Raw genomic sequence first — 11,984 nt, 5'->3', positions numbered from 1 at the left:
TATCGTGTAGAGATTCTCAGTGACACAAGCAACACAGTGGCGCCACCTTAACCCTTTTTCCGGAACGTGCCAATGTTTCTTGCGAAGGTTTCTCTGTTTTAGGGATCGGCGGTGTGACGGTTCGTCGCCAGAGCCCGTATTTCCAGCGTGTTCGGCGAGAATTGCAGCGCGGACTTTGAACCCGGCGGCGCGCCCGGTAAGATGCCGGACAGATTTTTTCCACCTCGCTATTCAGGACACCCGCCATGAGCATCAAATCGGACAAGTGGATTCGCCGCATGGCGCAGGAACACGGCATGATCGAGCCGTTCGTCGAGCGCCAGGTGCGTGGCAGCGACGACAGCCGAGTGATCTCCTACGGTGTGTCGAGCTACGGCTACGATGTGCGCTGCACCAACCATTTCAAGGTGTTCACCAACATCAATTCGGCGATCGTCGATCCGAAGAACTTCGACGCCGGCAGCTTCGTCGACATTCACAGCGACGTCTGCATCATTCCGCCGAACTCCTTCGCCCTGGCCAGCACCGTCGAATACTTCCGCATTCCGCGCAACGTATTGACCATCTGCCTGGGTAAAAGCACCTACGCGCGCTGCGGCATCATCGTTAACGTGACCCCGCTCGAGCCTGAGTGGGAAGGCCACGTGACCCTGGAATTCTCCAACACCACCAACCTCCCGGCGAAAATCTACGCCAACGAAGGCGTGGCGCAGATGCTGTTCCTCGAATCCGACGAGCAATGCGAAGTTTCGTACAAGGATCGCGGCGGTAAATATCAGGGCCAGCGTGGCGTGACTCTGCCGCGTACCTGAGCCATCCGGCAGTTCGCGGGAATTCTTTGGCGGGCAGACACTCTATGGGGTGTACTGCCCGTTTTTGCTTCTGGCAAAGCGGGCCTTCGCCGAGGAGGGTTCCATGAAGATCGATCCGCATATCACCGCTGAACTGGCAAGGCTTGAGCCCAATCAGGTTGGCGTTCTGGCCTGGTCCTTGTTGGCCCACCCGCTGAACATGGCCGGCGGGATTCCCGGCCAGCCTGATCCCGACACCCCCAACGAACAACCGACCGAACCTGGCGAGCCGACGCTGCCGGACGAGCCACCACCCGCGCCAGTGGCCTGAGCTGCTACCCCAAGAATGGCCAGTCAGCTGAGGTTTGCCCAAGACCTCAGCTGACTGGCCATATTTCGTCGTCGCCGATGACAAAAATCCTGCAGGCTTCGTCCTTCTCTACCGGATAGCCGCCGGTAAATGCGCCAAACGCTGGCATCAGGCTCAAACGCTCGCCCAGGCGGAAGCACGCCAGGCGCAAACGCTGCCGCCCCTTGCCGTTAAGCCGATAGACCGGATGCACGTGGCCGGCCAGCACATGTCGTTCGGGATGCGGGTCGGGTTCGTGCTGCAAGGCAAACGGCCCGAGCAGCAGCGGCTCCGGCACTACCCTGATGTTCAACGACAGGGGCGGATCGCCGGCACGTTTGTCGTGATTCCCACGAATCAGTGTCATCGGCAGAGCCGCGTGCCGTGCGCGCCATTCGGCCAAGGCATTCAGGGTGCCCGGCGCATGCGAACCGGGGCCGTGCAGAAAGTCACCGAGGAAAATCAGCTGCCGGCAGGGCAGTCTCGCCAGCAAGCGGTCGAGCACTTCGATATTCGCCGTCGTGGTGCCTTGTGGCACTGGCTGGCCGAGGCGGCGGTAGGCCGCGGCCTTGCCGAAATGCACATCGGCGATCAGCAGTGCTTGCTGCGCCGGCCAGTACAGGGCCTTTTCCGGCAGCAACCAGAGTTCTTCGCCGGCCAGCCGCACGGGATAAGCTGCACTCATGAGGCTTGCCCCTTGTCGGCGGATTGCTCCAGATCGCCGACCATGCGCCGGATGCGGTCGGCGAGTTTTTCCGAACTCATGCTTTCGCGCATGCGCTCCACCAGCAACGGAAAGCCCAGCGGTGTAGGACGTTTGATCAGGTGCATGTCCAGTTTCATCCGGTTGATCCGCTCCAATGTCTGTTCCAGACGACGAATATCCAGTTCTTCCCGTAAGACTTCTTCCCCGGCCTGAGCCAACAGCAGGTTGTCGGCGTCGTATTGCTTGAACACTTCGAAGAACAATCCGCTGGAGGCCTGCACCTGACGGGTGCTTTTCGGCGCGCCGGGATAACCGGCGAACACCAGCCCGGCGATCCGCGCGATCTCGCGAAAGCGCCGCAACGCCAGCTCACCGGCATTGAGGCTGGCCAGCACGTCGCGCAGCAGATGTTCGGGGCTGAGCAGCGGCGCATCGAGTTGCCCGGACCAATCAACCGGCGTGGCACTGAGCAACTCCAGCCCGTAATCATTCACCGCAATCGAGAACGTCAGCGGCTGGCGCTGACTGACGCGCCAGGCCAACAGGCTGGCGAGCCCCAGATGCACTTGGCGCCCGGCAAACGGGTAGAGAAAAAGGTGCCAGCCCTCGCGGGATTTCAGCACTTCCGCCAACAGACTGTCGGAGGTGGGCAGACCCGACCAGCGCGCCTGGGTTTGCAGCAATGGTTGCAGCGCGTGCATTTCCGGGCCGACGAACTCACCGCGGTCGGCCGCCGTGAAGCGGCTGACCACGGCGGCGGCCAGTTCGTTGGAAAGCGGCATCCTTCCGCCATTCCAGCGCGGCACGGCGGCTTTTTTCGCCGTGCTGCGTTTGACGTACGCGGTCATGTTCTCCACCCGCACCAATTCCAGCAGGCGCCCGGCGAACAGAAAGCCGTCACCCGGTTTCAGACGGGCGATAAAGCCCTCCTCGACGCTGCCCAACTGCTTGCCGCCGCCACCCTTGCTCCAGAATTTCAGGTTGATGCTCGCGTCGCTGACGATGGTGCCGATGCTCATGCGATGACGGCGCGCCAATCGCGCATCGGGTACACGCCAGACGCCGTGTTCGTCCGGTTCGACCCGGCGGTAATCCGGATAGGCTGTCAGCGACATCCCGCCGTGACGTACGAAAGCCAGCGCCCAGGCCCAATCCGCCAGGGTAAGGTCACGATAGGCCCAGGCACCACGGACTTCTTCGTACAGCTCTTCGGGAATAAAGCCACCGCCCAGCGCCATGCTGACCAGATGCTGCACCAGCACATCCAGCGGTTTGTGCGGCGACAGACGCGGTTCGATGAGTCGTTGCGCCACGGCGTCGCCTGCGGCGGCGGCTTCAATCAGTTCCAGGCTGTGGGTCGGCACCAGCGTCACTCGCGAGGTGCGCCCTGGCGCGTGACCGGAGCGCCCGGCGCGTTGCATCAGCCGCGCCACGCCTTTGGCCGAGCCGATCTGCAGGACCCGTTCCACCGGTAAAAAGTCCACGCCCAGATCCAGGCTTGAGGTGCAGACCACGGCTTTCAACTTGCCGTCCTTTAACGCTTGCTCGACCCAGTCGCGGGTCTCGCGGGACAGTGAGCTGTGGTGCAGCGCGATCAACCCGGCCCAGTCCGGCCGCGCTTCGAGCAGCGCCTGATACCAGATTTCCGACTGTGCACGGGTATTGGTGAACACCAGACTGCTGGCGCAGGCGTCGAGTTCGGCGACCACTTGCGGCAACATCTTCAGACCGATGTGCCCGGCCCACGGAAAACGCTCGATGGCCGGTGGGATCAAGGTGTCGACCTTGAGTGATTTTTCGCTCTGGCCCTGCACGCTGATGCCACCGCCCTGTGGGATCAGCACCTGTTCGGCGTGGGCTTGATTACCGAGGGTGGCGGACACGCCCCAGACGATCAGTTCGGGTTGCCAATGGCGCAGGCGGGCGAGGGCCAGTTGCAGCTGTACGCCGCGTTTGTTGCCGAGCAGTTCGTGCCATTCATCGACGACGATCATCCGCAGGCTCGCCAAGGCAGTCCTGGCGTCGGCGCGGGCGAGCAGCAGGGTCAGGCTTTCCGGGGTGGTGATCAACGTGGTCGGCAGGCGTCGGCCCTGTCGCGCGCGTTCGGCGCTGCTGGTGTCGCCGGTGCGCAGACCGATGCTCCACGGGATCTGCAAATCGCTGACCGGCGCTTGCAGGGCGCGGGCGGTGTCGGCGGCGAGGGCGCGCATCGGCGTGATCCACAGCACGGTCAGCGGTTCGCTCTGGGGTTTGCGTTTGCTGGTTGTAGCTGCGGGGGCGGCTGATCGGGCGAAGCGGTTGAGTGCGGCGAACCACACTGCATAGGTTTTACCGGCGCCGGTGCTGGCGTGGAGCAGGCCCGACTGACCTTGTTTGACGGCGGCCCACACCTGCTTTTGAAAGGCGAACGGCTTCCAGTTGCGTGCGCTGAACCAGAGTTTTGCGAAGTCGGTGGAGGTCGGCATACCGGCGGCGTGCGCTCTGAAGGTGTTCCTTCAGTGACCGCGCCGACATGCGAAAGGTTTAATCACACCGCAACCCCAATGTAGGAGCTGCCGCAGGCTGCGATCTTTTGATCTTGAAAGGCAACTTCAAAAGATCGCAGCCTGCGGCAGCTCCTACACGGGGGATTCGGGTTACTTGAGGTTACCGCTGAGGAACTGCTTCAGCCGTTCGCTGCGCGGATTGCCCAGCACCTCTTCCGGTGCGCCTTCTTCTTCCACCAGGCCTTGATGCAGGAACAGCACCTGACTGGAGACCTTGCGCGCAAAGCTCATCTCATGGGTCACCATGATCATTGTCCGGCCTTCTTCAGCCAGACCCTGAATCACCCGCAGCACCTCACCCACCAATTCTGGATCGAGTGCCGAGGTTGGTTCGTCGAACAGCATGACTTCCGGTTCCATCGCCAGTGCCCGGGCAATCGCCACCCGCTGTTGCTGGCCGCCAGAGAGAAACGCCGGGTATTGATCGGCAACCCGTGCGGGCAGGCCGACCTTGTCCAGATAACGGCGGGCGCGGTCTTCAGCTTCCTGCTTGCTGCAACCCAGCACCCGGCGCGGAGCCATGGTGATGTTTTCCAGCACAGTCATGTGGCTCCACAGGTTGAAATGCTGGAAGACCATCGCCAGTCGCGTGCGCAGGCGTTGCAGTTCATTCGGGTCGGCGACGTGCATGCCGTGGCGGTCGGTGACCATGCGGATCGCCTGGCCATCGAGGCTCATGGCGCCATCGTTGGGTTGTTCGAGGAAGTTGATGCAGCGCAAAAAGGTGCTTTTGCCCGAACCGCTGGCGCCGATCAGGCTGATCACGTCGCCGGTTTTGGCCTTGAGCGAAACGCCTTTGAGTACCTGATGGTCGCCATAGCTTTTGTGCAGACCTTCAACAGTCAATTTGTACATGGGACAGACATCCTCAAGGCGAAAGTAGGTAGCCGCTGCGATAGGCTTCAGCGCCCGCTACGTGGGCGATCACCATGCCGGCAGTGGCCATGCGCCGCAGCGAGCGGGCGTACAGCAGGCCGGCGGCGGTGCAATGAATGGGGGTGACCCGGTCGTGGATCGGGTCGATGATTTCGGCAATCTGTTGCCCGGCGTGCAGGTATTGTCCGGGCGTGGCGGTGTACACGAGCAAGCCGCCCACCGGCGTGGTCACCGGTTCGACGCCGGCCAGCGGCGTGGCGGGGAAGGGCAGGGGCGGCTGTGGCTTGGTCTCGCCGACGATCGCGTCGAACTGGATCAGGTAATCGATCAAGGCCTGGCAGTCACGGCTGGCCATCGGGTGATTGACGTCACCCTGGCCGCGCAACTCCACGGTCACCGAAAAACTGCCCATCGGAATCTCGAAGTGTTCGCCAAAGCGCTCCTGCAGTTGCCACCACAGCAGGGTGAAGCATTCGTCGAACGACTGGCCGCCGGAGTCGGTGGCCAGCAGACTGGCCTGGGCCTCGATGTAACGCGCCAGCGGCTCGACCTGCGGCCACGCTTCGGGCGTGGTGTAGAGATGAACCACTGATTCGAAATCGCAGTGCAGGTCGAGCACCATGTCGGCATCGCACGCCAGCCGTTGCAGGGTCAGGCGCTGGGATTGCAGTTGCGTGGCGGCGGTCTGACGGGCGAGCGCGTTGCGCAGGCTGGCGCGGATCAGCTCAAGGTTGCGTTGCGGGTCGTCGCTCAGCTTGCCTTCAATGTCGTTGCCGATTTCTTCGCTGAGGTCGACGAACCAGCGATTGAAATTCTGCCCGCTCTCCATTTCGTAACGGCCCAGCGGCACGTCCATCAGCACTTGTTCGAGGCCGACCGGATTGGCCACCGGCACCAGCACGATCTGGCTGCGCAGGCGCCCGGCGGCTTCCAGCTCCGCCAGCCGCTGCTTGAGGTGCCAGGCGACGAGCATGCCGGGCATTTCGTCGGCATGCAGCGAGGACTGGATGTAGATCTTGCCTTGGGCCTGCTGCGGGCCGAAGTGGAAGCTGTGGATCTGTCGTGCGGTCCCCGGCACCGGGGCCAACAGGTCATGGATCTGGTGTCGCATTACAGGGTTTCCTAGTGGGTCGGCCCGAGGAAGGCCAGCCATCGGCGTTCGGCAAGGCGGAACAGGCCGACCAGCGCGAAGGTGATGGTCAGGTAGATCAGCGCGGCGATGCCGAACGACTGGAAGGTCAGGTAGGTCGCCGAGTTGGCGTCCCGCGCAACTTTCAGGATGTCGGGGATGGTCGCGGTGAAGGCCACGGTGGTCGAGTGCAGAATCAGGATCACTTCGTTGCTGTAATACGGCAACGAACGGCGCAGCGCCGACGGCATGATCACGTAGGCGTACAGCTTCCAGCCGGTCAGCCCGTAGGCCTTGGCCGCTTCGACTTCACCATGGTTCATGCTGCGGATCGCCCCGGCGAAAATCTCCGTGGTGTAAGCGCAGGTGTTCAGGGCGAACGCGAGGATCGTGCAGTTCATCGCATCGCGAAAGAAACTGTCGAGCAACGGCTGCGCGCGCACGGCGGCCAGGCTGTAGATCCCGGTGTAGCAGATCAGCAGCTGGATGTAGAGCGGCGTGCCCCGGAACAGGTAGGTGTAGAACTGCACCGGCCAGCGCACATAGAAGTGCGACGAGACCCGGGCAATCGACAGCGGAATCGACACCAGGAAGCCAATGAAGATCGAGGCGCTGAGCAGCCACATCGTCATCGCCAGGCCGGTGATGTTGTTGCCGTCGGTATAAAGGAAGGGTTTCCAGTATTCCTGCAGGAGTTCGATCATCGTACGGCCTCCCGGGCACCGGCGGCGTAGCGACGCTCGAGCCAGCGCAGGATGACGTTCGAAGCACTGGTGATCAGCAGATAGATCAAGGCGGCGAGTACCAGGAAGTAGAACAGTTGATAGGTGCTTTTACCGGCGTCCTGCGCGGCTTTGACCAGGTCGGCCAGACCGATGATCGACACCAGCGCGGTGGCCTTGAGCATCACCATCCAGTTGTTGCCGATGCCCGGCAGGGCGAAGCGCATCATTTGCGGGAACACCACGAAGCGAAAGCGCTGGCCACGTTTGAGGCCATAGGCGGTGGCTGCTTCGACCTGCCCGCGCGGTACGGCGAGGATCGCCCCACGGAAGGTTTCGGTGAAATACGCGCCATAGATGAAGCCCAGGGTGATCACCCCGGCGGTAAAGGAGTCGATTTCGATGTAGTCCCATTCCATGACGTCGGTCAGGGCCGTCAGCCAGGTTTGCAGGCTGTAGAAGATCAACAGCATCAGCACCAGATCCGGCACCCCGCGAATCAGCGTGGTGTAGAGCTGGGCAGGCAGGCGCAACAGTTTGGATTTCGACAGTTTGGCACTGGCGCCCAAGAGGCCGAGCAATACGGCCACCAGTAGCGACAACGCCGACAATTTGATGGTCATCCAGGTGCCTTCCAACAGCAACGGGCCAAAGCCTTTGAGGCTGAAGGCGGAGAGCCCCAGATTTTGTAAGAGGTTTTCGAACATAAATCAGCAACCTGAGCGGATGGAAAAGGCGCCCATCGAACGATGGGCGCCAGGGCATTATTTACCGCTGTACAGATTCAGATCGCCAAAGTGTTTCTTTTGAATCTCGGCGTATTTGCCGTCATCGTGTAACGCTTTGATACCTTTATCTAAAAGCGCCTTCAGCTCTTTGTTACCTTTCTTAATACCGACAGCGGTTTTGGCTGGCAGCAATTCGCTGTCGACCGGCTTGCTGACTTCATAGTTGGCGCCATCCGGCGACTTCAAAAAGCCCAGTTCGGCTTGCAGCATGTCCTGGATCGAGGCGTCGAGACGGCCGTTTTTCAGGTCGGCGTAGACCTGATCCTGGTTGGCGTACGCCTGGATTTTCACCCCGGCCTTCTCCAGCACGGCTTTGGCGTAGGCTTCCTGAATGGTGCCTTGCTCGTAACCGACAGACTTGCCCTTGAGGGAAGCGACGTCATCGCTCAGGCCGGAACCCTTCTTGAACACGTAGGAAGTCGGGCCGGAGAACAGCTCGCTGGAGAAGTCGATCGCCTTTTCACGGGCCGGGGTCACGGTCATCGACGAGATCACACCGTCGAATTTGTTGGCGTTGAGGCCCGGAATCATGCCGTCGAAGTCGCTTTCAACCCATTTGCACTTGACCTTCAGCTCGGCGCAGATCGCGTTGCCCAGGTCGATGTCGAAGCCCACCAGGCTGCCGTCGGCCGCTTTCGACTCGAACGGTGCGTAGGAAGGATCAACGCCAAAACGCAGCTCTTTGTATTCCTTGGCCAGCGCGGAGCCGGCAGCCATGCACAACGCCAGTGCAGAAAGGGTCAGCAATGCTTTTTTCATTATTCAATCCCTAAGAACCAATATGAGCGCTTGTGGCGCAGAATTATTGTTACTGCAACGCGTACGACCTATAGAAAGTAGCAATTTCCGAACCAGAGTCCCGAACAAGTGTTTTAAAAGGTTGGGGAAGGGCGGAGGGCGAGGGATTGGTGCACGGAAATGGGCGGCTGTTGAAGGCTGCACCAAGTTGGGTCGATGCGTGCATTTTTAAGTGATTCAGAATACTTGTAGCGAGGGGATTTATCCCCGATCGGCTGCGCAGCAGTCGCAAATCCGATACACGCGGTCTACTGAAGGAAGCTGAGGGGCCGCTTCGCAGCCCATCGGGGATAAATCCCCTCACCACAAAATTCCCTCGCCACAGGGACTTTCTTCAGTCAAAGGTGATGAATGTCCCGGAAAACCGGGTCAGGCCAGCAAATCCTGCAACGTCGCCAGGCTGTCGGCCTCATCCACCGTCTTGTCCTGGCGCCAGCGCAGCATTCGCGGAAAGCGCACGGCAATCCCGCTCTTGTGCCGTCGCGACAGGGCGATGCCTTCGAACCCCAACTCGAACACCAGACTCGGTTTGACGCTGCTGACCGGGCCGAATTTTTCCACGGTGGTCTTGCGCACGATGCTGTCGACCTGACGCATTTCCTCGTCGGTCAGCCCCGAATAGGCCTTGGCGAACGGCACCAGCGCTCGTTGGCTGGATTCGGGCGGGCCGTCCCACACGGCGAAGGTGTAATCGCTGTACAGACTGGCGCGCCGGCCATGTCCGCGCTGAGCATAGATCAACACCGCATCGACGCTGAACGGATCGACCTTCCACTTCCACCACACGCCCATGTCCTTGGTCCGGCCCACGCCATACAGGGCGTCGCGGGCCTTGAGCATCATGCCCTCGACCCCCAGTCGCCGTGAGGCTTCACGCTGCCGGGCGAGATCGAACCAGTCGCTGCCGGTGAGAATCGGCGAGGCCAGTAACACCGGGTTGTTACCGTGAGCGATGACTTGCTCCAGTTGCGCCCGCCGTTCGGCCTGCGGGCGGTTGCGCCAATCTTCGCCCTGCCATTCCAGCAAGTCGTAGGCGAGCACCACCACCGGCACTTCTTCGAGGATTTTCCTGTCGAGGGTTTTGCGCCCGATGCGTTGCTGCAACAGGGCGAAGGGTTGCACCGCCGGCGGTGCGGTCGATTGCGGATCGAAGGCGTCTTCGGTGCTCGGATGGGTGCTTTTCCAGACCACGATTTCGCCGTCGATCACTGTGCCGTCGGGTAACGCGTGGACCAGCGTGTCGAACTCGGGGAAGCGCTCGGTGACCAGTTCCTCACCCCGCGACCAGACCCACAGCCGACCCTCGCGCTTGACTACTTGCGCACGGATGCCATCCCACTTCCATTCCACCTGCCAGTTGCTCGCCGGCCCCAGCAGCCCTGCAAATTCCTCGACCGGTTGCGACAAGGCATGCGCGAGGAAAAACGGGTAGGGCTGGCCGCCACGCTGGGCGTGTTCGTCGGCGGATTCCGGCGCGATCAGTTTCAAGTAGCTGGCCGCGTTCGGCCGGTTTGACAGGTCGGTGTACCCCACCAGCCGTTGCGCCACGCGTTTGCTGTCGAGGCCGGCCATCGACGCCAGCGCGCGGGTGACCAGCAGTTTCGACACGCCGACGCGGAAGCTGCCGGTGATCAACTTGATGCACAGCATCAGGCTCGGCCGATCCAGTTGCGCCCACAGCGCCGGCAGTTGGCGGGCGAGGTATTCCGGGGTTTCACCGCGCAGTGGCAGCAACTTGTCTTCGATCCATTCGGCAAGGCCGGCTTCGGAGCTGTGCGAATTTTCCGGCAGCACTAAAGAAATGGTTTCCGCCAGATCGCCGACGGATTGATAACTTTCCTCGAACAGCCAAGGTTGCAGCCCCGAAACCTCCACCGCCAGTTCGCGCAGGATGCGCACCGGTACCAGTTGCCGCGGGCGTCCGCCCGAGAGAAAGTACACCGCCCACGCCGCGTCCTGCGGAGCAGCTTGAGCAAAGTAACCTTGCATGGCGGCCAGTTTGGCGTTGCTGGACGTGGTGGCGTCGAGTTCGGCGTACAACTCGGCGAAGGCTTTCATGCTTGCACCTCGGGGATGGCCGGTTCGGCGTCGATGTTTTCCTCCTCGTCGTCGCCGTATTCGGTGTTGAAACCCTGCGCATCCAGGCCTTGTTCACGCAGATGGCGGACCAGCACGCCGATCGAGCCGTGGGTGACCATCACCCGCTCGGCGCCGGTCTGTTCGATGGCCCAAAGCAGACCTGGCCAATCGGCGTGATCCGACAGCACGAAACCGCGATCCACGCCACGCCGCCGGCGGGTGCCGCGCAGGCGCATCCAGCCGCTGGCGAAGGCATCGCTCAAATCGCCGAAACGGCGCATCCAGGTGCTGCCACCGGCCGAGGGCGGGGCGATGACCAGCGCCTGACGCATGATCGGGTCGGACTTTTTCACGTCGCCGGCGTAGATCGTTGGCGGCAGGTACACCCCGGCCTCGCGATAGACCCGGTTCAGCGGCTCGACGGCGCCATGGCTGAGGATCGGCCCGAGGCTGGCGTCGATGCCGTGCAGAATTCGCTGCGCCTTGCCGAACGAATAGCAGAACAGCACGCTGGCCTTGCCCGCAGCGATGTTCGCCTGCCACCACTGGTTGATCTCGCTGAACACCTGCGCCTGCGGTTGCCAGCGATAGATTGGCAGGCCGAAGGTCGATTCGGTGATGAAGGTATGGCAGCGCACCGGTTCGAATGGCGCGCAGGTGCCATCGGGCTCGATCTTGTAATCGCCGGACGCGACCCAGACTTCGCCGCCGTATTCCAGGCGCACCTGGGCCGAACCGAGCACATGGCCGGCGGGATGGAAACTCAAGGTCACGCCGTGGTGGGTCAGCCGCTGGCCGTAGGCGAGGGTTTGCAGGTTGATGTCCTGACCCAGACGCGCACGCAAAATCCCTTCGCTGGCGCTGCTGGCAAGGTAATGCTGATTGCCGTTACGGGCGTGATCGCCGTGGGCATGGGTGATCACCGAGCGCTCGACCGGGCGCCACGGATCAATGTAGAAATCCCCGGCAGGGCAGTACAAACCTTCGGGGCGGGCGATAACAAGGTCCATGTCGTTACCTGAATGGAGGGCTTGTTAGCTATGAGGTGGGCGCGAGTCCGGAAGTTCTATCGATTATTTTCAGGTCGGCACAAAGTCCCTGTAGGAGTGAGCCTGCTCGCGATCACGGTGTGTCAGACGCTTCAATTTTTGAAGGTCAGACCGCGATCGCGAGCAGGCTCACTCCTACAAAGGGATTGCG

11 protein-coding genes are annotated in these 11,984 nt (G+C 61.7%); 2 read left to right on the top strand and 9 right to left on the bottom strand.

The window, feature by feature from the left end; genetic code table 11:
• Positions 1–245 precede the first annotated feature (245 nt).
• The gene (gene dcd, locus ACIOUG_RS05830; protein ID WP_003222308.1) at positions 246–812 is read left to right on the top strand and encodes a dCTP deaminase; all 567 of its coding nucleotides are present in this window, start codon (positions 246–248) and stop codon (positions 810–812) included.
• 103 nt (positions 813–915) lie between these two features.
• Complete coding sequence (locus ACIOUG_RS05825) at positions 916–1,122, top strand: hypothetical protein (RefSeq protein WP_003222309.1); 207 nt, start codon at positions 916–918, stop codon at positions 1,120–1,122.
• A gap of 46 nt (positions 1,123–1,168) precedes the next feature.
• On the opposite strand, the gene pdeM is transcribed toward ACIOUG_RS05825, so the two are convergent.
• The 9 genes from pdeM to ACIOUG_RS05780 all read right to left on the bottom strand — a co-directional run bounded on the left by pdeM (position 1,169) and on the right by ACIOUG_RS05780 (position 11,794).
• Positions 1,169–1,825: a ligase-associated DNA damage response endonuclease PdeM gene (pdeM, locus tag ACIOUG_RS05820; protein ID WP_401063265.1), complete on the bottom strand. Its 657-nt coding sequence runs from the start codon at positions 1,823–1,825 to the stop codon at positions 1,169–1,171.
• Positions 1,822–4,311, bottom strand: a complete 2,490-nt coding sequence (locus ACIOUG_RS05815; protein WP_401063262.1) for a ligase-associated DNA damage response DEXH box helicase — start codon at positions 4,309–4,311, stop codon at positions 1,822–1,824. Before ACIOUG_RS05815 ends, pdeM begins: the two co-directional genes overlap by 4 nt.
• 171 nt (positions 4,312–4,482) lie before the next feature.
• Complete coding sequence (locus ACIOUG_RS05810; RefSeq protein ID WP_329698346.1) at positions 4,483–5,247, bottom strand: ATP-binding cassette domain-containing protein; 765 nt, start codon at positions 5,245–5,247, stop codon at positions 4,483–4,485.
• A 13-nt stretch (positions 5,248–5,260) separates the two neighbouring features.
• Positions 5,261–6,379: a succinylglutamate desuccinylase/aspartoacylase family protein gene (locus ACIOUG_RS05805; RefSeq protein WP_401063259.1), complete on the bottom strand. Its 1,119-nt coding sequence runs from the start codon at positions 6,377–6,379 to the stop codon at positions 5,261–5,263.
• 11 nt (positions 6,380–6,390) lie between these two features.
• A complete protein-coding gene (locus ACIOUG_RS05800) occupies positions 6,391–7,101 on the bottom strand; it encodes an ABC transporter permease (RefSeq protein WP_401063256.1) in 711 nt (236 codons plus the stop codon).
• A complete protein-coding gene (locus ACIOUG_RS05795) occupies positions 7,098–7,826 on the bottom strand; it encodes an ABC transporter permease (RefSeq protein ID WP_003222319.1) in 729 nt (242 codons plus the stop codon). Before ACIOUG_RS05795 ends, ACIOUG_RS05800 begins: the two co-directional genes overlap by 4 nt.
• A 57-nt stretch (positions 7,827–7,883) precedes the next feature.
• Positions 7,884–8,666, bottom strand: a complete 783-nt coding sequence (locus tag ACIOUG_RS05790) for a transporter substrate-binding domain-containing protein (RefSeq protein ID WP_003222321.1) — start codon at positions 8,664–8,666, stop codon at positions 7,884–7,886.
• A gap of 408 nt (positions 8,667–9,074) precedes the next feature.
• Positions 9,075–10,763: an ATP-dependent DNA ligase gene (locus ACIOUG_RS05785; protein WP_401063255.1), complete on the bottom strand. Its 1,689-nt coding sequence runs from the start codon at positions 10,761–10,763 to the stop codon at positions 9,075–9,077.
• Entirely contained in the window at positions 10,760–11,794 is a 1,035-nt protein-coding gene (locus tag ACIOUG_RS05780) for a ligase-associated DNA damage response exonuclease (protein WP_401063252.1), read from the bottom strand. The genes ACIOUG_RS05785 and ACIOUG_RS05780 overlap by 4 nt, the downstream gene beginning before the upstream one ends.
• Between the last annotated feature and the right edge of the window lie 190 nt (positions 11,795–11,984).

It is taken from the genome of Pseudomonas sp. NPDC087803 (genome assembly GCF_044742995.1).
Lineage (GTDB): Bacteria > Pseudomonadota > Gammaproteobacteria > Pseudomonadales > Pseudomonadaceae > Aquipseudomonas.
Note: the sequence above shows the minus strand (reverse complement) of the source record. Positions and strands in the feature narration are given on the sequence as shown.

Excerpts from the sequence above, each read along its gene's own strand:
- ACIOUG_RS05780 (WP_401063252.1), bottom strand. The coding sequence starts at position 11,794 with ATGGACCTTGTTATCGCCCGCCCCGAAGGTTTGTACTGCCCTGCCGGG.
- ACIOUG_RS05810 (WP_329698346.1), bottom strand. The coding sequence starts at position 5,247 with ATGTACAAATTGACTGTTGAAGGTCTGCACAAAAGCTATGGCGACCAT.
- dcd (WP_003222308.1), top strand. The coding sequence starts at position 246 with ATGAGCATCAAATCGGACAAGTGGATTCGCCGCATGGCGCAGGAACAC.
- ACIOUG_RS05805 (WP_401063259.1), bottom strand. The coding sequence starts at position 6,379 with ATGCGACACCAGATCCATGACCTGTTGGCCCCGGTGCCGGGGACCGCA.
- ACIOUG_RS05795 (WP_003222319.1), bottom strand. The coding sequence starts at position 7,826 with ATGTTCGAAAACCTCTTACAAAATCTGGGGCTCTCCGCCTTCAGCCTC.
- ACIOUG_RS05815 (WP_401063262.1), bottom strand. The coding sequence starts at position 4,311 with ATGCCGACCTCCACCGACTTCGCAAAACTCTGGTTCAGCGCACGCAAC.
- pdeM (WP_401063265.1), bottom strand. The coding sequence starts at position 1,825 with ATGAGTGCAGCTTATCCCGTGCGGCTGGCCGGCGAAGAACTCTGGTTG.
- ACIOUG_RS05825 (WP_003222309.1), top strand. The coding sequence starts at position 916 with ATGAAGATCGATCCGCATATCACCGCTGAACTGGCAAGGCTTGAGCCC.
- ACIOUG_RS05785 (WP_401063255.1), bottom strand. The coding sequence starts at position 10,763 with ATGAAAGCCTTCGCCGAGTTGTACGCCGAACTCGACGCCACCACGTCC.
- ACIOUG_RS05800 (WP_401063256.1), bottom strand. The coding sequence starts at position 7,101 with ATGATCGAACTCCTGCAGGAATACTGGAAACCCTTCCTTTATACCGAC.
- ACIOUG_RS05790 (WP_003222321.1), bottom strand. The coding sequence starts at position 8,666 with ATGAAAAAAGCATTGCTGACCCTTTCTGCACTGGCGTTGTGCATGGCT.